The 20,552-nt window shown below is 64.9% G+C and carries 23 protein-coding genes; 17 read left to right on the plus strand and 6 right to left on the minus strand.

Annotation, left to right across the window (positions count from 1 at the left end; translation table 11 throughout):
- Positions 1 to 117 precede the first annotated feature (117 nt).
- The 3 genes from pdhA to ACIQF0_RS19540 are packed head-to-tail and all read left to right on the plus strand — an operon-like array spanning position 118 to position 3,730.
- On the plus strand, positions 118 to 1,314 hold the full coding sequence (pdhA, locus tag ACIQF0_RS19530; protein WP_360040515.1) for a pyruvate dehydrogenase (acetyl-transferring) E1 component subunit alpha: 1,197 nt from the start codon (positions 118 to 120) through the stop codon (positions 1,312 to 1,314).
- Positions 1,314 to 2,336, plus strand: coding sequence for an alpha-ketoacid dehydrogenase subunit beta (locus ACIQF0_RS19535; protein WP_360040518.1), 1,023 nt, complete (start codon positions 1,314 to 1,316; stop codon positions 2,334 to 2,336). Before pdhA ends, ACIQF0_RS19535 begins: the two co-directional genes overlap by 1 nt.
- 14 nt (positions 2,337 to 2,350) lie before the next feature.
- Positions 2,351 to 3,730, plus strand: coding sequence for a dihydrolipoamide acetyltransferase family protein (locus ACIQF0_RS19540; protein ID WP_401031071.1), 1,380 nt, complete (start codon positions 2,351 to 2,353; stop codon positions 3,728 to 3,730).
- On the opposite strand, the gene ACIQF0_RS19545 is transcribed toward ACIQF0_RS19540, so the two are convergent.
- Positions 3,724 to 4,872, minus strand: a complete 1,149-nt coding sequence (locus ACIQF0_RS19545; RefSeq protein WP_401031073.1) for a hypothetical protein — start codon at positions 4,870 to 4,872, stop codon at positions 3,724 to 3,726. The genes ACIQF0_RS19540 and ACIQF0_RS19545 overlap by 7 nt on opposite strands.
- A gap of 115 nt (positions 4,873 to 4,987) precedes the next feature.
- Here ACIQF0_RS19545 and ACIQF0_RS19550 point away from each other — a divergent pair, with 115 nt between their 5' ends.
- From ACIQF0_RS19550 to ACIQF0_RS19560, 3 genes are all read left to right on the plus strand, one after another.
- Positions 4,988 to 6,487 (plus strand): carboxylesterase/lipase family protein, encoded by a 1,500-nt coding sequence (locus tag ACIQF0_RS19550; RefSeq protein ID WP_401031075.1) that lies wholly within the window; start codon positions 4,988 to 4,990, stop codon positions 6,485 to 6,487.
- A 44-nt stretch (positions 6,488 to 6,531) separates the two neighbouring features.
- Positions 6,532 to 7,452 carry a MerR family transcriptional regulator gene (locus tag ACIQF0_RS19555; RefSeq protein WP_401031076.1) on the plus strand — a complete coding sequence of 307 codons (921 nt, stop codon included), beginning with the start codon at positions 6,532 to 6,534 and terminating at the stop codon, positions 7,450 to 7,452.
- A gap of 67 nt (positions 7,453 to 7,519) precedes the next feature.
- The gene (locus ACIQF0_RS19560; protein WP_401031078.1) at positions 7,520 to 7,849 is read left to right on the plus strand and encodes a hypothetical protein; all 330 of its coding nucleotides are present in this window, start codon (positions 7,520 to 7,522) and stop codon (positions 7,847 to 7,849) included.
- On the opposite strand, the gene ACIQF0_RS19565 is transcribed toward ACIQF0_RS19560, so the two are convergent.
- The 3 genes from ACIQF0_RS19565 to ACIQF0_RS19575 all read right to left on the minus strand — a co-directional run bounded on the left by ACIQF0_RS19565 (position 7,846) and on the right by ACIQF0_RS19575 (position 9,749).
- Positions 7,846 to 8,271, minus strand: coding sequence for a hypothetical protein (locus tag ACIQF0_RS19565; protein ID WP_401031080.1), 426 nt, complete (start codon positions 8,269 to 8,271; stop codon positions 7,846 to 7,848). The two genes, ACIQF0_RS19560 and ACIQF0_RS19565, sit on opposite strands and share 4 nt — an antisense overlap.
- Before the next feature lie 101 nt (positions 8,272 to 8,372).
- Positions 8,373 to 9,101, minus strand: coding sequence for a thermonuclease family protein (locus ACIQF0_RS19570; RefSeq protein WP_401031082.1), 729 nt, complete (start codon positions 9,099 to 9,101; stop codon positions 8,373 to 8,375).
- Positions 9,102 to 9,506: 405 nt separating this feature from the next.
- Complete coding sequence (locus tag ACIQF0_RS19575; protein WP_401031084.1) at positions 9,507 to 9,749, minus strand: hypothetical protein; 243 nt, start codon at positions 9,747 to 9,749, stop codon at positions 9,507 to 9,509.
- A gap of 448 nt (positions 9,750 to 10,197) precedes the next feature.
- On the opposite strand from ACIQF0_RS19575, the gene ACIQF0_RS19580 reads away from it, so the two are divergent.
- The gene (locus ACIQF0_RS19580) at positions 10,198 to 11,601 is read left to right on the plus strand and encodes a DUF3696 domain-containing protein (protein ID WP_401031086.1); all 1,404 of its coding nucleotides are present in this window, start codon (positions 10,198 to 10,200) and stop codon (positions 11,599 to 11,601) included.
- Positions 11,598 to 12,101, plus strand: a complete 504-nt coding sequence (locus ACIQF0_RS19585; RefSeq protein WP_401031088.1) for a hypothetical protein — start codon at positions 11,598 to 11,600, stop codon at positions 12,099 to 12,101. The genes ACIQF0_RS19580 and ACIQF0_RS19585 overlap by 4 nt, the downstream gene beginning before the upstream one ends.
- 43 nt (positions 12,102 to 12,144) lie before the next feature.
- Here ACIQF0_RS19585 and ACIQF0_RS19590 read toward each other — a convergent pair whose 3' ends face one another.
- Both ACIQF0_RS19590 and ACIQF0_RS19595 read right to left on the minus strand, forming a co-directional pair.
- Entirely contained in the window at positions 12,145 to 12,882 is a 738-nt protein-coding gene (locus tag ACIQF0_RS19590; RefSeq protein ID WP_401031090.1) for an HAD family hydrolase, read from the minus strand.
- Positions 12,879 to 13,721, minus strand: coding sequence for a GntR family transcriptional regulator (locus tag ACIQF0_RS19595; protein ID WP_401031092.1), 843 nt, complete (start codon positions 13,719 to 13,721; stop codon positions 12,879 to 12,881). The genes ACIQF0_RS19590 and ACIQF0_RS19595 overlap by 4 nt, the downstream gene beginning before the upstream one ends.
- 205 nt (positions 13,722 to 13,926) lie before the next feature.
- On the opposite strand from ACIQF0_RS19595, the gene ACIQF0_RS19600 reads away from it, so the two are divergent.
- From ACIQF0_RS19600 to ACIQF0_RS19640, 9 genes are all read left to right on the plus strand, one after another.
- A complete protein-coding gene (locus ACIQF0_RS19600; RefSeq protein WP_401031094.1) occupies positions 13,927 to 14,403 on the plus strand; it encodes a hypothetical protein in 477 nt (158 codons plus the stop codon).
- A gap of 2 nt (positions 14,404 to 14,405) precedes the next feature.
- Positions 14,406 to 14,672 (plus strand): hypothetical protein, encoded by a 267-nt coding sequence (locus ACIQF0_RS19605; RefSeq protein WP_090074554.1) that lies wholly within the window; start codon positions 14,406 to 14,408, stop codon positions 14,670 to 14,672.
- Entirely contained in the window at positions 14,672 to 14,944 is a 273-nt protein-coding gene (locus tag ACIQF0_RS19610) for a hypothetical protein (RefSeq protein WP_258946798.1), read from the plus strand. Before ACIQF0_RS19605 ends, ACIQF0_RS19610 begins: the two co-directional genes overlap by 1 nt.
- A 2-nt stretch (positions 14,945 to 14,946) precedes the next feature.
- Complete coding sequence (locus ACIQF0_RS19615) at positions 14,947 to 15,366, plus strand: hypothetical protein (protein WP_401031097.1); 420 nt, start codon at positions 14,947 to 14,949, stop codon at positions 15,364 to 15,366.
- Between the two features lie 408 nt (positions 15,367 to 15,774).
- Positions 15,775 to 15,993: a hypothetical protein gene (locus ACIQF0_RS19620; protein WP_401031099.1), complete on the plus strand. Its 219-nt coding sequence runs from the start codon at positions 15,775 to 15,777 to the stop codon at positions 15,991 to 15,993.
- On the plus strand, positions 15,990 to 17,453 hold the full coding sequence (locus ACIQF0_RS19625) for an FtsK/SpoIIIE domain-containing protein (protein ID WP_401031101.1): 1,464 nt from the start codon (positions 15,990 to 15,992) through the stop codon (positions 17,451 to 17,453). Before ACIQF0_RS19620 ends, ACIQF0_RS19625 begins: the two co-directional genes overlap by 4 nt.
- The gene (locus ACIQF0_RS19630) at positions 17,450 to 19,060 is read left to right on the plus strand and encodes a replication initiator (RefSeq protein ID WP_401031103.1); all 1,611 of its coding nucleotides are present in this window, start codon (positions 17,450 to 17,452) and stop codon (positions 19,058 to 19,060) included. The genes ACIQF0_RS19625 and ACIQF0_RS19630 overlap by 4 nt, the downstream gene beginning before the upstream one ends.
- Before the next feature lie 21 nt (positions 19,061 to 19,081).
- Positions 19,082 to 19,276 (plus strand): helix-turn-helix domain-containing protein, encoded by a 195-nt coding sequence (locus tag ACIQF0_RS19635; RefSeq protein ID WP_355558292.1) that lies wholly within the window; start codon positions 19,082 to 19,084, stop codon positions 19,274 to 19,276.
- Positions 19,277 to 19,312: 36 nt separating this feature from the next.
- The gene (locus ACIQF0_RS19640; protein WP_401031106.1) at positions 19,313 to 20,536 is read left to right on the plus strand and encodes a tyrosine-type recombinase/integrase; all 1,224 of its coding nucleotides are present in this window, start codon (positions 19,313 to 19,315) and stop codon (positions 20,534 to 20,536) included.
- Positions 20,537 to 20,552 lie beyond the last annotated feature (16 nt).

The following is a 20,552-nucleotide window of genomic DNA, read 5'->3' on the forward strand; positions in this document are numbered from 1 at the left end:
CCACCGTCACCGTCGACGGCAGCCTCCGGCCCCACAGGGTTGGCGGCGACCGCCGACGTCGCCGCACGAGGTCGTCACGAGCGATCAGGCGGTCGGAGTAGACAGAGGAGAAGGCGCATGTCGTCCCCTGAGCAATGGACGCACCCTGAGCCGGATGCAGCGCCGGCCGCCACTGCCGCAAAACCGACAGCGGAACAGGTGATCGCAGGCTTGCGAGCGACAGACGAGGGCGGCGCCGACCTGGTGCAGCTCCTCACCCCGGAGGGTGAGCGGGTCCAGCACCCCGACTTCGACATCGACATCACGGCGGAGGAACTGCGCGGTCTGTACCGCGACATGGTCCTGATCCGCCGGGTCGACCGCGAAGCGAACGCGTTGCAGCGCAAGGGCCAGCTCGGCATCTGGGTGCCGCTGCTCGGCCAGGAGGCGGCCCAGATCGGCGCCGGTCGCGCGATGCGTCAGACGGACATGGCGTTCCCGAGCTACCGCGAGCACGGCATCGCGTGGACGCGCGGGATCAACCCGACGGAGCTGCTCGGCATCTTCCGCGGCACGGACCAGGGCACCTGGGACCCCGTCGAGAAGCGCTTCCACCCGTACACGATCGTCATCGGCAACCAGGTCCTCAACGCGGCCGGGTACGCGATGGGCCAGAAGTTCGACGGCAAGGTCGGCGACGACGAGGGAGAAGCCACCATGTGCTTCTTCGGCGACGGCGCGACCAGCCAGGGTGACGTGCACGAGGGCTTCGTGTGGGCCGCGGTCTACGACGCGCCGCTCGTCTTCTTCTGCCAGAACAACCAGTGGGCGATCTCCGAGCCCACCGAGCGCCAGTCGCGCCTGCCGCTGTACCAGCGCGCCCGCGGCTACGGCTTCCCCGGCATCCGCGTCGACGGCAACGACGTCCTCGCGACGCTCGCCGTGACGAAGTGGGCGCTGGACGAGTGCCGGCACGGCAACGGCCCGATCCTGATCGAGGCGTTCACGTACCGGATGGACGCGCACACCACCTCCGACGACCCGACGCGCTACCGGCTGTCGGACGAGCTGGAGATGTGGAAGCTCAAGGACCCGATCGAGCGCGTGAAGGTCTACCTGGTCCGCCAGCAGTGGGCCGACCACGACTTCTTCGACAGCGTCGAGGCCGACGCCGACAAGCTGGGCGAGGAACTGCGGGAGTTCTGCACGAACATGCCCGATCCGCCCGCTGAACGGATCTTCAGCAACGTGTACGCGGAGGGCAGCCCCGTCCTCGACGCGCAGCGCGACGAATTCCTCGACTACGTCTCGGGTTTTGCTGGAGGTGAGCACTGATGGCTGCTCCGACCATGGACCGTTCCACAGCTGCCGCGCCGGCCGGGCCGCAGACGCTCACCATCTCCAAGGCTCTGAACATGGGCTTGCGGGCGGCCATGGAGGCCAACCCCAAGGTCATCATGATGGGCGAGGACATCGGCAAGCTGGGCGGCGTCTTCCGAATTACGGACGGCCTGCAGAAGGACTTCGGTGAGCAGCGCGTGCTCGACACGCCGCTCGCGGAGTCCGGCATCATCGGCACCGCCGTCGGCCTCGCGATCCGCGGCTACCGCCCAGTGTGCGAGATCCAGTTCGACGGCTTCATCTTCCCCGGCTTCGACCAGATCGTGTCGCAGGTCGCGAAGCTGCACTACCGCACCCAGGGCAAGATCAAGCTGCCCATCGTGATCCGCGTGCCGTTCGGTGGCGGCATCGGTGCGGTCGAGCACCACTCGGAGTCGCCGGAGTCGTACTTCGCGCACACCGCCGGCCTCAAGGTCGTCTCGTGCTCGAACCCCGCCGACGCGTACTGGATGATCCAGCAGGCGATCGACAGCGACGACCCGGTGCTGTTCTTCGAGCCCAAGCGTCGTTACTACGAGAAGGGCGAGGTCGACACCACGGCCCAGCCCGGCAAGCTGTTCGAGTCGCGGGTGCTTCGCCCCGGCACGGACGCGACGCTGGTCGCGTACGGCCCGATGGTCAGGACTTCGCTGGACGCGGCCAACGCGGCTGCGGAGGACGGCACGTCGCTGGAGGTCATCGACCTGCGCACGCTGTCGCCGCTGGACCTCGCACCGGTCTACGACTCGGTGCGTCGCACCGGTCGTCTGATCGTGGTGTCCGAGGCGCCGTCCGAGTCCTCGATCAGCAGCGAGATTGCAGCCAAGGTCCAGCAGGAGTGCTTCTACTCGTTGCAGGCACCGGTGCTGCGGGTGACCGGTTTCGACACCCCGTACCCGCCCTCGAAGCTCGAGGAGGAGTTCCTCCCCGACCTCGACCGGGTGCTGCACGCCGTCGACCGCTCTCTCGCCTGGTAAGGGGACAACCGGAAATGCCGCAGTTCAAGCAGTTCCCCTTGCCCGACACGGCAGAGGGGCTGACCGAGGCCGACATCCTCACCTGGCACGTGAAGCCGGGTGACACCGTCACGGTCAACCAGATCATCGTCGAGATCGAGACGGCCAAGGCCGCCGTCGAGCTGCCGTGCCCGTGGGCAGGCGTCGTGACCGAGCTCCTCGCGGAGCCCGGTCAGACCGTCGAGGTCGGCGTCCCGATCATCACGATCGACACCGACCCCGGTGGCGCGGCCGCCCCCGCTCCCGTTGCGGCGGAGGCGAACGGCACCTCGTCCGGCAAGATCGGCGAGGAGATGCCGGGCGGGCGCATCGCGACGCTCGTCGGCTACGGCCCGAAGTCGGGTGCCGCGAAGCGCCGGGCCCGCAAGGACGCGCCTGCCGCACCCGCCGCCGCTCCGGCCGCGGCGGTCGTGGCCCCGCCTGCTCCTGCTCCGGTCGTGGCTCCTCCCGTTGTGGTGGCAGCTCCGGTGCAGACGCCGGGTGGTTACGTGCCGCTGGCCAAGCCGCCGGTGCGCAAGCTGGCCAAGGACCTCGGCGTCGACCTGCACGCGCTCACGGGCTCCGGCCCGAACGGCGTGATCACGCGGGACGACGTCGAAACCGCGGTGGCGGCCCCGGTCGCCGCAGCTCCTGCAGCGTCCTCTGTGGACAACGGCTCGCGCGAACGCCGGGTGCCGATCAAGGGCGTCCGCAAGGCAACGGCGCAGGCGATGGTGGACAGCGCGTTCACCGCACCGCACGTCACCGAGTTCCTGACGGTCGACGTGACGCCGATGATGGAACTGCGCGCGCGCCTGAAGAACGCGCCGGAGTTCCGCGGCGTGAAGCTGACGCCACTGGCGTTCTGCGCCAAGGCGATCATCCTCGCGGCCCGGCGCACGCCGGACGTCAACGCGACGTGGGACGCGGCGGCGAACGAGATCGTCTACAAGGACTACGTCCACCTGGGCATCGCGGCCGCCACGCCGCGCGGCCTGGTGGTGCCGAAGGTCCGCGACGCCGACCGCATGTCGTTGAAGGAACTCGCGGTGGCACTGGACGAGCTCGCCACAGTCGCCCGTGACGGCAAGACGTCGCCGGCCGACATGATGAACGGCACGATCACGATCACCAACGTCGGCGTCTTCGGCGTCGACACCGGCACGCCGATCCTCAACCCCGGAGAGTCCGCGATCCTCGCCCTCGGCGCGATCCGCGACATGCCGTGGGTGGTCGACGGCGAGATCAAGATCCGCAAGATCTGCCAGCTCGCTCTGTCGTTCGACCACCGCGTGGTCGACGGCCAGCAGGGTTCGCAGTTCCTGGCGGACGTCGGCGCGCTGCTGGCCGAGCCGGGCATCGCGATGACCTACTGAGGTTCGCTCGACGTGACGGCGGGGAGTCCTTCGGGCTCCCCGCCGTTTTGCGTGGTGTTGTTCGTGAACCGCAGTGCCTCGAAGCCGGCCTCGAACGTCCGCACGTCGATGGTGCTGTCGACGAGCGTGCAGCGTTCGATCCGGACCGGCAGGGACAGCGTCATGTCCCGCCCGACGACGCTGCTGCTGGTGAAAGTGCTGCGGTAGAAGTCGATCCCGCGTCCGAGCGCGTTCATCCGGCGCATGTCCAAGATCGCGTGCTCGAACGTGCAGCCGACGAACTCGATCGCCCCGTAGTCGAAGTACGTGTCCTGGAAGTTCACGTCGGTGTGCGTGAACGTCGTGCCGTGGCAGCTCAACGTGGTGTTCCTGAACGCGGTGCGTTCGAACGAGGTGTTGTCGCCGGTGAACTCGGCACCGTCGAAGATGACTGCACCGGCGAACGTCCGCTCGCTGAAGTCGGCGTCCACGAACCGAACACCGGTGAAGTCGAAGTTCAGTGCCGACCACGGTCCGGCTTCTCGGTGTGATCCGAGCCGGTCGCGCAGGGCGCGGAAGATCTTGTTCGCCGTCTGGCCATCGCCCTCGTGCAGCCGCAACTGGTCGATCAACGCGTCCACGCACATCTGCCGCTGGGCCTCCCAGTCGTCGGCGAGACCGGCCATGGCGGAGACGCCCGCGATGCGCAGACCGGCCTGCTCGCCGCTCAGCAGCTCGGCGGCGACCTTGAAGCGTTCGTTGAAAAGCTTGGTGCGCTCGCGTTCCTCCTGGTTGAGGCTGTGCGCGTGTGCGGCCTCAGTGACGCGCTGCTTGCGGTAGTTGACCGCGAGCGCGACCACACCACCGAACCCCGCGACGACCGCCAGTCCGATCTTCAGCAGGTCCAGCATCTCGGTCGTGCTGAACGCCGCCTGCTTCGGCATCGTCGGCCAGCCCAGCAACCACAGCAGTCCGCCGCCCGCCGTCGCTGCCACGAGCAGCGCGATCAGCAGCCAGCCGACGATCGACAACCAGACGGGCGACTGGGCGTCGCGCCTGGTCCGCTGTCGGCGAGACGGCAGACCCAGACGCCGGACCAGCAACAACAGCCACACCACGGCCAGCGCCCCCGCCGCCACGTACTGCCAGGTGATCGATCCCACGCGGGTGATCGTGCCGCACGGGACAGTCCGGTATGTGGCGATCCCCAGATGTCGATCGGCGGGTTCTTCGATCGACGCACGTGTGTCAAACGCTTCCTGCTGAGGGGACACGAACGTGCGCAAGCGACTGTCTTTGCTGATCGCCGCAAGTCTGCTGACCGGTCTGACCGGGGTGGCGCAGGCCGCCGACACCGGCCTGGTGCGGACCGACTCCGGACCGGTGCGCGGCACCATCGCCGCAGATCACCAGCAGTACCAGGGAATTCCGTACGCGGCGCCACCCGTCGGTGAGCTGCGATGGCGTTCGCCGCAGCCGGTGACGCCGTGGACGACTCCTCGCGACGCCACCCAACCGGGCCCGGCCTGTGCCCAGTCGGCCGGCGCCGGTTCGCCGAGCACCAACGAGGACTGCCTGTACCTCAACGTCACCACGCCTTCGCGGCACGGGCGCAAGCCGGTCATGGTGTGGATCCACGGTGGCGGCAACAGCTACCTGTCCGGCGCCGGGTTCGGCACGAACCGGTTGGCCGTGCAGGGCGACGTGGTGGTCGTGACCATCAACTACCGCCTCGGTTTCTTCGGCTTCTTCGGGCACCCGGATCTGCCCGACTCGGGCGCGTACGGCATCGAGGACCAGCAGGCCGCGCTGAAGTGGGTGCAGCGCAACGCCGCCGCGTTCGGCGGGGATCCGCGCAACGTCACGGTTTTCGGTGAGTCGGGCGGTGCGTTCGACGTGTGCGCGCACGTGACGTCACCGCTGTCGCATGGCCTGTTCCAGAAGGCCATCGCGCAGAGTGGCGGTTGCTCCACGACGTGGGGTGCCAACGGCGTGATCCACGGCAAGCCGGCCAGTGCTCCCTGGATCTCGAAGTCCGCGGCGCAGACCGACGCGGTGGCGTTGTCCGCGCAGCTCGGTTGCTCGGACGTGGTGTGCCTGCGGTCGTTGCCCGCCAGCGCTTTCACCGCCATCGACCGCGGCGCGACGCCGGTCGTGACCGGCAACCGGGTGCTGCCGGTGAACCCCGTCGACGCGTTGCGGTCCGGCCGGTTCAACCGCGTCCCGCTGATCTGGGGCAACACGCGTGACGAGGGCAGGCTGACGTCCGCGACCGTGCCGGAACCGTTCGACTACAACGGTTTGCTGGTCCAGGCGTACGGTGCGGAGAAGGCCGTCAAGATCGCTGCCGAGTACCCCGTCGGCGCGTCCGCGCGCCTTGCGTACGGCACGGTTCTCACCGACAGCGTGTGGGCCTGCAACCAGCTCGCCGACGACAGGCTGCTCTCCCGCTACACGCCGACGTACGGCTACGAGTTCGCCGACCGCACCGCGCCGCTCGGCTACTTCAAGGACCTCTTCTCGGAGACCTTCCCCGGCGGAGCACCGCACACCGCCGAGCTCGCCTACCTGTTCGACATCCCGATGTTCGACCTCGACCCGGCCCAGCAGCGGCTCGCGGCGACGTTGATCCGCGACTGGACGACGTTCGCCCGCACCGGCAACCCGGGCTGGGCGACCTACCGCACCGGCAACGTCCAGGAGTACTCGCTCGGCCGCGTCGGTCAGGTCAACGGCCTGACCAGGCACAACTGTTCGTTCTGGAACTCGATCGGTTAATGCCGTTTGACTCTCCAGTCACTGGAGACTGCACAGTTGTCCCCGTGACGCGCTACCAGATCGGCGAGCTGGCCAGGATGACCGGCCTCACCGTCAGGACGATCCGGTTCTACTCCGACCAGGGCCTCATCCCGCCCACCTCCAGAACGGTCGGCGGCTACCGGACGTACGACGGTGAGGCGGTCGCCAAGCTCAAGCTCGTCCGCACCCTTCGCGACCTGGGTGTGGATCTGCCGACCGCCGGACGGATTCTCGCCCGCGAGGTCTCGATGACCGACGTGGCGCGCACCCATGCGGATGCGATCGACGCGCAGATGAGGACGTTGCGGCTGCGCCGTGCCGTCCTGCGCGCCGTCGCCAAGGGAGGGGAGATGGAACTGATGAACGAGTTGGCACGCATGTCGGACGAGGAGCGCCAGCGCATCCTCGACGACTTCTTCGAGGAGGTGTTCGGGCCCTACGAGCTGGACCCGCAGTTCGAGCAGCACATGCGTTCCGTGCGGATCGAGCTACCGGACGACCCGTCGACCGAACAACTGGAAGCCTGGGTCGAGCTCGCGAAGCTCGTGCAGGACCCGGACTTCCGCGCGTCGGTCAAGCGCATGTCCCAGCAGCACGAGGAACAGCGCAGGGCAGGCGCGGACATGGGGCCGCCGGCCGAGGGCCAGATGGAGGCGTTCACCTTCGCGATCGCCCAGGCCCGCGAGGCTCTCGACGCGGGCATCGCGCCGGAGTCCGCCGAGGCCCGCACGGTCGTGGACCGCGTGAACGCCAACTGGGCGGAAGCGCTGAACCTGCCGAACGACGAACGCCTCGTCGAGCGGCTGCGCGAACTCTCCGACTTCGCGGACCCGCGTGCCGAGCGGTACTGGGTCCTGATCGCGAGGATCAACGGCTGGCCCGCCATGCCGGACCACTCACGTGAACGCGCCTGGCTGCGCGAAGCCGGCCAGCCGTTCGGCTAGACCTCCGAGATCGCGGGAACCAGCTGGGCGCCCAGCTCGTTTCCGTGACAACGAAGGGGGTTCGTTCATGTCCGTGCTTTTGGAGATTCTCGGGGGAGTCTTCGCGGAGGCCTTCGGGCCCAGCGGAGAAGAAGACCACTCACGCGGCGACGGCGACGTCTTCCTGGACGGCGAGTGGCAGGAGGGCGAACTGTTCTTCGGCCCCACCAAGCTCATCTGGGCCGAGCAGATCGTCTTCAGCGACGCCGAAGGCCGCGTGGAGCAGATCACCGACCACGACGCGCCCCACCCGAACTTCGTGGTGCTGCGCTTCCGCCGCCCGTCCGACGTGGTGCTGCTGGCAGTGCACCGCCGCGAGCTCAAGCGCATCGGCGCGATCCTGACACTCCCGCTCTAACGCGAGTCAGCAGCGCGCCGGCCGATCCCGGCGTAGAAGAGCGAGCCCGCGGCGAACGCGGCGGCGAGGCCCACCCACCCGCGCTGGTTCGCCGCCTCGTCGAGACTCCCGATGTCGGGTTCGGTCAGCAGCGGGTAGGCGAAGAGGAAGACCCCACCCCAGAACGCGATCGTCGCCGCCACGACCAACCACACCGGCAACGTCCTGCGCAGCAGCTTCCACATCGACCCGAAGCTGTCGTAGCCGAACCCGCCCTTGGACCACAGCAGCGTCCCGAACATGACGGCTATGGAGATCACCGTCAGCAAGACGTTCGCGGCCCGCGGCAACAACGCATGGCCGGTCACCAACGCGAACAGGACCACGACGGCATCGACGAGAAGCACCACGAACGCGGCCCATTGCGGCGGCAACAACCTCATGCGTCAGAACCCTAGGGCCACCAGGCTGTTTACCGGGCCATAACCGGGAACCCCGATGCTTGCGCGAGTGGCCCGCCGGTTCAGGGGAACGGCGGGCCACCTCACTTCAGCCCTTTGACGACGTTCCGCAACTCGGCCTCCTTGCGGTACAACGTCGGCACCACCTTGGTCACCTTCGCCAGCAACACAGTCTGATCCACCGGCGCCACCGCGTCCCACGTCAGCCCACCGGGCTTGGCCAGCTGATCCACCAGCCCGATGGCGGTCTTCGCCGTGTCCGCGGCCACCGTCAACTCGGCCCTGCTGCCCTTGAGCGGCTGCGCCTCGACCACGGCCGCGGCCTCCGTGATCGCCTTGACCTGCCCGGGCAACGTGCACGGCACGTCCGGCGAATGCAGCCCCTTCCGCTTCTCGACGGCGCTGTTGTTCGCTTCCTTGGCCTGGTCGAGAAACCGGATGCCGTTCACGGTGGGCACCGCGAGCCCTTCACCGATCAACGCGGAGTTGACCAGCCTTCCGTCCTGTGTGGACAGAGCAACGAACGGCCCTTCCCGCGTCACGGTCACCTGCGTGCCTTCCGGCAGCAGTTGGGTGAGCAGATCCTGCGCTTCCGCGTGCAGACACTCGCCTGCCGCGGGCGCGGCAACGTTCACGAGTTTCACGGCCGTCGTGCGGTCGCCTTCGCGCACCTCGACCGTCTCCGCGTCAACGACGCGCACCACATGACTGACGACGACCGGTTGAGGACGGTCCACGACCGTCACCACGTAGGCACTGCCCGCGGCCCCGGCCAGGACCGCGGCGGCCATCAGGAACACATTCGGGAGCACCACGATCCCCCTAACGCCGACCTACTGGGCTGATCGGCGTAGCGGGACGCGGTGTTACTCCTCAATCACGCTCAGGCACGGCTCACTTGATCTGAATGCCCGAGATCATGCGGGACACCACCAGTCGCTGGATCTCCGAAGTCCCCTCGAAGATGGTGAAGATCTTGCGCGGGGTTCCGGCTGATCTGGCTCTGCTGAGGGAGAATCGCGGCTGACCTGCGTGTTCCGGGTCGTCGTTTGTCGTCGTTGATCGACCCTTTCAGACCTTCGACGGCCTGGACACGGCCTGGCTCTGGGCTACCCACACCTCGGGCATCACCCCGACACGAAGCTGATCTCGCGGTCAGTGGTGGCGGGTCAAGGCACGTTTCCCCGCCTTGACGCGACTCTGCTGGCCGTGGCTGTTCATGGCGTGTCGGGGTGGTGATCCTCGCTGGCGCTTTGCCCGCGATAGGGAGCAAGCAGAGGACCCGAGCGGAGCGCATCCGTGGTGACTGGCGCAGGCAGGTCATCGCTCCGAACGACCAGATCCAGGCACTCGTAGGGAAGGCTCGTTTTGGAGCCGTTGGGCAGCCGCACCAATGCTCGTCCATCTCGATCTTCCAAGAACTGGACGAGTACAGACGCGATGTCCCCGCGCTCGATCATGTGGAAACCATAGAGACGCTGTCGACCGCAATAGCGCGTTGGCCGTTGGCGCGGAGCGTCGACGGGCGTCGATCGCCGTGCCCAGCTCGGTCAGGGTGACCATGCGCGCGATCGGCCTGGACGGTGCTGGCTGGGAGCTTGGTCCTGCGCGCCGCCGGCGGTGGTGCTGCCGACCGGTCGGCCGTGCCGCGCCGCCCGGCCGACAGGCGGAGCGAAGCGAAGCCTGGCGTGCCGGGATGGATGTGGACACGGTGCCAAGGGGGCGGGCACAGCGCGCCGCCGTTGGCGGCGCGCCTTGATCCCATAGAGCCAAGTTCGGCAGCACTTAGCCTCTGGTAGGCCTCGGTATAGGTCACGCGCGTTGCGAGCTGACAGGGGTTCGAGAAGCTAGCCTGTACAGCACGATCAAGCGAGGCTCTCGCTCTCAACCTCCCGAAAGGATTGACTGGTGATCACCAGCCTGTCGCTCCAGAACTTTAAGGCCTGGGAGAATACGGACGATGTCTCCTTTGGTCCGATTACAGCGTTCTTTGGCAGCAACTCTTCCGGCAAGACGAGCTTCCTGCAGAGTTTGTTGCTTCTTAAACAAACTGCAGAGTCGGCAGATCGAGGACGCGTCTTTGATCTGGGGAGCACCACTAGTGCTCTGGTTAATCTGGGGACCTTCCATGATCTGATCTTCTCGCATGATGAAAATCGAACGCTTGGCATTTCGATGGACTGGCAAGAAGACGAGCCATTTCAAATTCAAAATACAGACAAGGAAGATCAGCCGCCAATCGCCGAGGATCGAGACTTGCACTTGGCTGTTGAGGTATCAGTGGTGCGTCAGACTCCTGTTGTTCAGTATGTAGAGTATGGCCTCGGCGACAAAGTTTTTTGCATGAATCGAGGTCCCAAAAATGAGTACTCGCTAGAGGCGGACAACTATAAGTTCATCCGAGTGCAAGGGCGCGCTTGGCCACTTCCGCCTCCCGGGAAGTTCTATAGCTTCCCTGACCAGGTGCGAGCCTACTATCAAAACGCGGCGTTCCTTTCGGATCTAGAACTCCAGTTTGAGAAGCTATGCCGCAGGATTTACTACCTAGGGCCGCTCAGGCAAGATCCAGAACGTACATATACTTGGGGAGGTGGTCACCCTGCTGATGTCGGAAAGCGTGGCGAGTACGCCGTTCAAGCCCTAATTGCCTCACAGTCGGAAGGAAAGAAGGATAACGCTCGCGGCTTGATTCATCGCAGCGATGGCGTTCGGCGCACAAAGCTTATGTCGGTCGAGCAGCACGTGGCGGAATGGCTCCAGGAGCTCGGACTAATCTCCTCGTTCGACGTGAAGCCGATCGACACACGAGGCACAATTTATCAAGTTGCCGTGAAGCGTACGCCAAACAGTCCAGAGGTAATGCTAACCGATGTCGGATTCGGTGTAAGTCAAGTACTCCCGATTCTTGTTCTGCTTGCTTATATTCCTCAGGGATCGATTGTTCTGTTGGAGCAGCCTGAAATTCACCTGCATCCGGCAGTGCAGAGTGGCCTTGCGGATATTATTATCGAAGCGGCCAAAGTTCGAAATCTGCAGATCGTTCTCGAAAGCCACTCAGAGCATCTTCTCATGCGACTTCAGCGCCGCTTGGCAGAAAGAGAAGTTGGACCCGGCTACTCGCTTGAGCCAGAAGACTGCAAGTTCTACTTCTGTCAACCGGGAGAGAATGGATCTGAGATCGAGCAGCTTGCCCTCGATCAGTACGGAAACATCACTAACTGGCCAGATGACTTCTTTGGCAACGCGTTCGGTGAAGCTGCGGCGATGAACAAGGCTGCGCGCAGGAGAGCAATCCGGGAGCGAAACTCATGAAGCTTCCGCAGAGAGCGGCGATCGACACCAATGTGCTAATAGTGGCGAACGGCAAGTCGCCTCAGGCAAGCGATGAGTGCGAACTGGCGGCTATTGAGTTTCTTGAAGTCGCAGAGTCTGATTGTGTTGTTCTAATTGATGACGGGTATGAGATCTTTGAGGAGTATAAGCGGTACTGCAATTTTCACGGTCAGCCTGGTGTGGGCGATCACTTTTTCATGCATCTGCATCGGTCTCAGGCTGATGCAAGTCGAGTCCATCAAGTGCGTATAACCGCCGATGGAAATGGTTCTTACGCTGAAGTGCCAGCGGCTCTTGCTAAGTTTGATCCGTCGGATAAGAAGTTCATTGCGACTGTCCTATCGGATGGACAGGGGGCACCGATAGTCAACTGCGTTGACTCAGACTGGAGCGAGTCGTCTGGCCCTCTGCTCGCCAGTGGCGTCCACGTGCATGAGCTTTGCCCTGCGTCGCTAAAGGAAACGGTTCGGAAGTCGTAGATAATATCGCGCGGCTAATTCGAGCTGCAGTAGTGCACCTTTCTTAGTGGTTGCTATCAGTGCTACGGCCATTGGTGGAAATTGCCGTTCTCAGTGTTGTCATGTCGGTAATGATCAAGTTTGGGTGTTCTGCAGTGAAAAGCTCGATCTTGCCAGCCTTATTGGCATAACCAATAGAGAAGGCGGAGGCAGTCTTTGCGGCGCGTATGTCCGTTACCGAATCTCCAATGAGTGCGCAACGCGTGACATCCACGCCAATTCTGGTGGCTGCTTGATGAAGTAGGAAGCCGCTTGGTTTCAAAAGATCCAGGTTGGAGTCTGCGCGCGCAGATATCACATCAACATATTTTGCGAGTTCGTGAAGATGAAGGTAGACTTCGACTGCGGCGGTGCTGTTGTTGCTGACGATCGCAAGTTTGCGGCCAAAGTCATGGCATCGACGGATGAATTCGTGTGCTCCTGCCGTAGGAGTGGCAGTCGATATTGCCTCGACCTCATGTGCTCTGAGGGCTGCCTCGATGTACCGCGCCTCGTCATCTCCGATGGTGGCGGCGAAACTTAGAATATCAAATGGGTCACCACTATTTTTAGCCTCAGTGGTAATAGCATGCTGCCAGCTATGGCTGAGCGTATCGCGAAGTTGTTCCGCAACTATTGGTGCGGGAAATCCTGCAAAAACCGAGCAAACTGGACCGTCGAAGTCCAGCAGTATCGCGTCCGTGTCGGCAAATATGGAGCGCAATACCTGGATGTCGTTGATAGCTGTCCGGTTTACACTCATCGCTGATACTCCATCGAGACGGTGGTCCACATGGAGTCGAACCACATACGCGCTTGCTCGACGTACTGACTTCCAGTGCTGGTGTCGTCATCTGTGACGCTGTGATGGAAGAGGATGGCTTCTTTGCCTACTAGGTCGTAGATCGGCTTCGGGTCGCCTTCGAAGCGGATCACATGCTCCCGGACTGGATAGAAGCCGAAGAAAGCTTCCTCGTTGTTGAGTAGGTAGAGCTTGAACAGCGGTGCGGCGCGGTGGACCTTGATCTCGACGGAGACGTCCTTGACTAGGCCGAGGTCTCCCAGTTCCTGGACGTTGTCGACGATTGCGAGGGTGTGGCGGCGCATGATCTCGTCCATGCGCTTGCGGAAGCCCGGACTGTCCTGCAAGTCCTCGACCTGGCACGGGATCGCCCACGGCTGAGACGTGTCTGGGACGAGCATCCGGATGTTGATCGAGGCGGGTGTCAGTCGGCCGATCCGGATCTTGTCCAGCGGCTCCTGCATGACGCCTTGCAGCGTCTCGCCGGAGAAGCCGGCGAAGTCGATGGAGACGTGCTCGGCTTCGAACGCCCGCTCGATGTGCGGGCGGAGTCCAACCGGGCGCTCGGTTCGCTCGCGGACGAAGACGCCGCTGCCCTGTCGGGAGACGATCAGGCCTTCATCGCGCAGTTCGCGTAGTGCGTTCTGCACTGTCATTGGCGCGACTTCGTACTTCTTCGCCAGTTCGGCGCGTGAAGGCAGCTTGTCGCCGGCCTTGAAGACCTTCGTGAGGATCGCTGCCCGTAGGGCGTTCGCCACCTGCATGTATGGCGGACGCGGGTCGTCCGGGTCCAGCGCCATGTCTGCCTCTTCCTCTGGGTGTCTCGCGTCTCTCGGATTGTGAGGGGACGTGAGACACCCAGGTTAGGCGGCTTGTCTAGCCCGCCTAGAGAGCTAGCTCAACCTGCGAAAACGCCAAGTTGCTTGACCTGGCTAGACAACCTAGCTAGATTCTGACTTGGCTAGGTCGTACAGACGGCCTAGCGAGGCTAGGGAGGTTGGAGTCATGGCGGTTCCGTACGGCACTCGCTTCGATGCGTCGTTTGACCAGGTCTTTCCGCAGGGCGCGCTGATGGTCGGTGTGGTCGCTCCGGACATGGAGTACATGAGCAACGAGGACAAGGCGCGCGGTAGGCAGGCCAAGCAGAAGGTCGACGAGCGGTCCGGCAAGCGTCAGTGGAAGGTCGTCGTCACCGACCCGTCGGCCGAGAAGGAGCGGGACGCGTCGGTCACGATCACGGTGCTCGCGGATGTCCAGCCTGTCCCGCCTCAGGCCGTGCAGGTCATGCCCGGCGTGGAGGTGCGGCCCGTCGCGTTCGAGGGACTGACGGTCGAGCCGCGCGTCATGGGGGACCGGTTCAAGTATCAGGGCTTCACGATCCGGGCCACGGGTATCAGCGCGCCTCAGGTCGGGGCTCCGCCCAAGCGTGAGAACAAGCCTGCGGGTCAGCAGGGTCAGACCGATCAGAAGTCGGCGGCCTAACAGTGGCGCGGCCGTCGCGTGAGGCGGTCGCCCGGTGGAACACCGCGTATGCGGAGCAGACGGCGGCCCTGTTCGCGGCGTCCCGTACGGGCGACAAGCAGGCACTTCTTCGTCTGGCTCTGGGCTACTCCGCGGTGGCGGAGGCGTGGCGGATCTTGGCCGCTGATCTGGCGGTGCCGCTGTGGGCTCGTCACGCCTGCTCCATCGCCGCTGAGGAGTTCGAGCGTCGCGCGCGGCTTGAACAGTCCCGTTCTGGGGAGGAGTCGTGATGTTGAAGCTCATGATCTCGCCTGGTCCTGCGGCGTCGGCGGACATCGTGGCGTGGCCGGACTCGGCCGCTGCGGAACATTGCCTGCGGCTGAACCTCGATCCGGCGCAGATCGCTATCCATGTGCCGGACGGGCCTGACGGTCGGGAGCAGTTGGCGGCGTTCCTGCGGACGCTGTCGCAGCACGCCGGCCTGTTGGCTGCGGTGCTCGAACCGTCCAAGGGTGCTGGCTGGGTTGGCAACACGCCTGGGCCACTGACTGAGTGGGGTTAGCCATGCTCGACGAACTTCAGCTGTCTGACGCGGTGCTCGGTGAGTTCGCGGACGACGTGCAGGTTCAGCTGATGCTGGTGGCCCTGCTCGACGATCCGTGGAGCTTGTGGACCGTGCCGAAGCTTGCCGAGTTTCTTCGGCAACCGCTGTGGACCGTCTACCGGCGGATGGAGCGGTTGCGCCGCTGCGGGTTGGTGCAACGGGTTCCGTTCTGGCCGGAGCAGGAACGGCCTTGGCGGTACTGGGTCTCGCCGGACGGGCTGCGGTCGTCGCGGTGGCTGATCCGGGCGAACTTCGAGCTGCTGCACGTGATGGCGGTGCCGCTCGGGTTGTCGGTGCGCAAGGCGTTGGGTTTCGGCCCGGTCCTCGACGCCTGCCGGTGTGACTGTGGCCGGTGCTGTTGCGGGCTTCCGCACATCTAGCCGCGTTAGGCGGTGGTGCCGGTGAGGCCTCGCCTGCTGGCTCGGTTGATGTACCGCATGAACCTGACCGCGAAGCACCCGGTGACCGGGCGGGTTCGGATGGAGTACCGGAACTGCTCGCGGTGTCTGGGTGGCGGGTGGTTCCGGAAGACGGAGAAACGGCCGCTCTGCTCCTGGTGCAGGGCGCTCGCGAAGAAGCTCGGTCAGAGCTGATCCACAACTGAACAAACAGCGTTGGTGTGTGTCGCGCGGAAACAGTCCAAAGTCTTGGCGGGCCTTGACTGTTCCCGGCGACGTACACCGACTCGAACGACCCTGAAATCGTTGGGACACAAGGAGATTCGAGTCATGCATAGGGTATCTGTGCGCACCTGGGGTGCGTCAAGTCGACAGGATCGCTTCGCTGCGATGGTGGAGCGTTTGCAGACGGTCGACACCTACACGGTGATGGTCGACGGTGGGGAGCTGGTCAGCCTCGAACTCACCCAGGCTCAGGCGGAAGGGTTCGAGTGCCTGACGTGTAAGCGCTTGTGCGGCAACGGGTTGAGCGCATTCAAGCCTGTGGGGTTCATCCCTAGTACGGGCATGGTGTTCCGCTGCGTCTCGTGCCTGGGCGGTGCGGCATGAGCGGGACGAAGTGGGTTGATCCGGCTCCGTTCGAGGGTGCTCGGCCGCGTGTTCCTTGGTGGATCTGGCTTCCTCGGTGGGCGAAGGTTGTTGCGGCACCGTTCGTGCTGGCGGGGTTCGCCATATGGCTCGGCGTCCGCCTGGTGCTCGTTGTCGTGCGGTACCCGGTCGTGGCCGGCCTGGCCGTCGCCGGGCTCGTGGCCTATCGGGAGTTCGGGCTCTCTCCGCTCGTCCTGGCGCTGCTCACGCTCGTTGCTGCGCTGCTGACCTGGTTCGGGCTTCACCAGTCGTCTTTTCTGCGGCACTGCTGGTACCGCGCGGTCACTGAGTGGCGGCGGGCCACGGTCTACGTGCCGAAGTGGCGCACGGTCATGCGGCTGGCTGATCTGACCAAGGAGCACCGGCGTAAGGAGTACCTGCCTGAGCTGCGTCGCGTCCGAGCTGAGGGCTGGCGGGACAAGGTCCGGGTGCGGATGATCCCGGCGCAGTCTCCAGAGCAGTGGGAAGCGCGTCGGGACAACCTGGCGCACTCCTTCAACGCTCGGTCCTGCCGGGTGCGGGTGTTGAAGCCTCGGCTGCTTGAGCTCGACTTCATCCACGCTGACCCGCTCGCCCGGCCGGTAGCCGTTCCTCGGCTCGACGACTCGGCTGACGTTGATCTGAAGCGGCTGGTCATCGGGGTCACGGAGACCGGTCGGCCGTGGCGGCTGAAGCTCCTCGGCTCACAGGTCCTCGTGGTCGGCGTGCCTGGTGCGGGCAAGGGCTCGGTGCTCTGGTCGATCGTCTGGCAGCTCGCCCCCGCGATTCGTGCCGGCCTGGTTCGTCTCGTCGGCATCGATCCCAAGGGCGGCATGGAGCTGGGCCAGTGTCCGGACGCCTTCGACAAAGTCGTCTACGACAACGGGCCGGACGCGGTCGAGCTGCTGGAAGAGATCGCGGCGGAGGTCAAGGCTCGCGCTTCGAGGTACCGGGGCGTTCGTCGGCTGTGGACGCGTAGCGCTGGTGAGCCGTTCACGGTCCTGGTGGTGGACGAGCTGGCGGACCTGATCGCCTACCAGCAGGACAAACAGCTCCGGGAGCGTGCATCTCGTGCGGTCCAGACGATCAGCTCGCAGGGACGCGCTCCCGGTGTCGCGACGGTGGCCCTGGTGCAGGACCCGCGCAAGGAGATCGTGAGCTTCCGGCACCTGTTCACGACCCGTGTGGCGCTGCGTCTCGACGAGCCGATTCAGGTGGACATGGTCCTGGGCGACGGCGTCAGGCAACGCGGTGCGGCGGCTCACGAGATCAGCGAGAACACGCCCGGTGTCGCCTGGCTGAAGGAGGACGGGCAGCGCGAACCGGATCGAGCTCGGGCCTTCCACGTGACAGACGCGGACCTGGTCGAGCTCGGCCTGTTCCTCGCCCCGGCGACCGTCCACGACTTCCCAGCAGCAAGTGACCATAGGGAGGCGGCATGACCACAAACCTCACTACGTTTCCCGGCGATGTTGCAGGCCAGACCCGCGCGGAACGGATGAGGCAGCCTGCCGCGTTCGACGTCACCAAGGCTGCCGCTGAACAGCACGGCGTGTGCGTCCGGCCGTTCACGATGGAAGTCGAAGACCACGAGTCATACGAAGTCCGCTACGTCGCGGTGCCGTGCGGCTCGACGATCGAGAGTGTCTGCAAGCCCTGCGCCAAGAAGGCCAAGGCCTTGAGGATGGCTCAGTGCCGCGAAGGCTGGCACATGGAGGTGGAGCCCGACTTCACCCCGGAACCGCCCACAAAGGACCAGACAGAGCTGCTGGAGTACCGCGCTGACCTCATGAAGGCCTTCAAGGAGGAAGGCAACTCGGCTGAGGCGGACGAGCTGCGGGAGGAGATCCACAGCGTCGACGAAGAACTTCGGCAACTCGGCGTCCGTGGCCGGCTGCCCTCGCCGGACGACCCCGGCAAGCGGCCCGTGAAGCGCTCGACGAAGCGTCGGCAGGATGCGCCGGACCTGCCTCGGCGGCGCGTGGAGAAGCGGACGGTGGGACGGGAGTTCGCGGGAGCCTTCCGTCCCTCGATGTTCGTGACTCTCACCCTCGACACCTACGGCAAGGTTCGCGACGACGGCACGCCCGTAGACCCGGACAGCTACGACTACCGCCGTGCCGCACGGGATGCCGTGCACTTCGCGTCCCTCGTTGACCGGTGGTGGCAGAACCTGCGGCGGGTCGCTGGCTGGGACGTGCAGTACTTCGCCACGGTCGAGCCCCAGAAACGCGCTGCTCCACACCTGCACGCAGCACTCCGCGGCTCGATCCCCCACGAGGTCATTCGCCTGGTCACGGCGGCGACCTACCACCAAGTGTGGTGGCCCAACCACGACGAACGCGTCTACGTAGACCAGCTGCCGGTCTGGGACTTCGACGTCAAGGCGTTCGTCGACCCGGACACCCGAAGGGCCTTGACCACCTGGGAGGACGCGGAGGTCGAGGAACCGGCGCACGTCGCGAAGTTCGGGCGACAGGTGCACTCCAAGGGCATCCTCGGCGGCTCTGAAGAAGCCGGACGACACATCGGCTACCTGACGAAGTACCTCACGAAATCCATCGGTGAAGTGGTCGAGCAGGACACCGAACGCCAACGCCGGCACGCGGACCGCCTGGCCGACGAACTGGCTGTCACGCCCTGCTCGGACCGCTGCGCGAACTGGCTCCTCTACGGCGTCCAGCCTCGCGGCGCGAACTCCCGCATGAGCCCTGGACGGTGCAAGGGGCGCGCTCACCGCAGGGCCACGCTCGGGCTACCGGGGCGGCGGGTTCTGGTGTCTCGCAAGTGGTCGGGGAAGACGCTCACGGACCACAAGGCCGACCGGAAGCGGTTCGTCCTCCAAGCGCTCAAGGCCGTGGGGATCGAGAAGCCGGAGAAGGACCCGGCCCGGCACGTCTGGCACAAGGTCCGGCCTGGTGACCCGAACGTGCCGCCACGGGCGCATCTGCTCATGCATGCGATCGCTCAACGCGTGACGTGGAAGGCCGAGTACGACCGGGCGCTGCTTGCGGCTGAGCCGCCAGATCTTTCGGCAACAGCGGCCTGACACACCGAAGGGGGAGCGGTGATGAGCGGGGAAGCATTCGATCGGCTTTGGGGCGTTGAAGACCTCTCGGCCTTTCTCGGGGTGCCCGTGCACACGATTCGCGGTTGGCGCACCAAGAACTACGGCCCGCCTGCTCGACGGGTCGGTAAGCACCTGCGTTGGGACCCGGCCAAGGTCCGCCAGTGGTTCGACGGCCTGGAATCCGACGCCGCCTAGAAGTTTCGGCAATTCGAATCAGAGGAGAGGTCTGTCATGGGACACGTGCAAGATCGCTGGTGGAAGGAGGTTCAGGACCAGGAGACGAAGGAGGTCACCAGGGTCAAGACCTCCTTGCACGGGAATGGCCTGCGCTACAAGGTCCGGTACATCGACCCGGACGGTGTCGAGCGCTCCAAGAGCTTTCCGGATCGCCAGAAGAAGAAGGCTGACGACTTCCTCATTGAGATGGAGTCGGACAAGCGTGAGGGCAAGTACATCGACCCCAACGCCGGGAAGATCCTGTTTCCAGTCCAGGCCGAGAGTTGGCTGAAGGGCTACTCGAACGACGCTGCGACGCGCCAGACGGTCAAAAGCCGGCTGAACAGCCAGATCTATCCGTTCTTCCGGAAGCGGTCCTTGGTTGCGATCAACCCGCAGGTGATCCGTGACTGGCTCGGCGAGATGAACGAACAGGGCTTGAGCCAGACCTATCAGGCGGTGCTGTTCGAGACCCTGTCGTCCATCTTGAACTCGGCGGTGGACGACAAGCGGATTCACCGGAACCCGTGCAACGCCAAGAGCGTGAAGCGACCGAAGCGTGCGCCGCGCAAGGTCATTCCGTGGGCTGAGTCCCGCGCGAAGTCACTCCAGCTCGCGCTGCCGCCACGGTGCAAACCCGTTGTGCCGCTTGGTGTTGGCTGCGGAATGCGGCAGGGCGAGATCCTTGGCTTCTCCCCCGATGACATCGACCGTGACGAGATGATGATCAACGTGTGTCGCCAGATCAGGGTGATCAACCGGCAGCTGGTGTTCTCGCTTCCGAAGCGGGGCAAGGAGCGTCAGACACCGATCGCGACGGGCGTGCTCGAACAGATCGACGATCACCTAGAGGTGTTCCCCACGGTTCCGGTGACGCTGCCGTGGGGTGACCCGAGTGGGCCGCTCGTGACCGTGAACCTGCTCATCGCCAAGGAGAACGGTGACCCCTACGGCGGAGACCTGTTCAACAAGGTCATGTGGATGCCGGCCTTCAAGCGCGCTGGGCTGACCTACACGAGTTGGCAGGACGGCATGCACGCGATGCGGCACCTGTTCGCGTCGATCCTGCTCGCGCTCGGGGTGTCCGTGAAGGAGTTGGCGGAGTTCCTGGGCCACGCGGACCCCGGCTTCACGCTCAGGACTTACACGCACCTGCTGCCGTCCAGCCACCAGCGCGCACGGGCTGCGGTGGACGGGGTCTTCAAGCCTCGCAAGACCCCGTCCGCTCAGACGGCCTGAGGACGGCCTGAGGAGG

This window comes from Lentzea sp. NPDC092896 (genome assembly GCF_044754905.1).
In the GTDB taxonomy this organism is placed as follows: Bacteria; Actinomycetota; Actinomycetes; order Mycobacteriales; family Pseudonocardiaceae; genus Lentzea.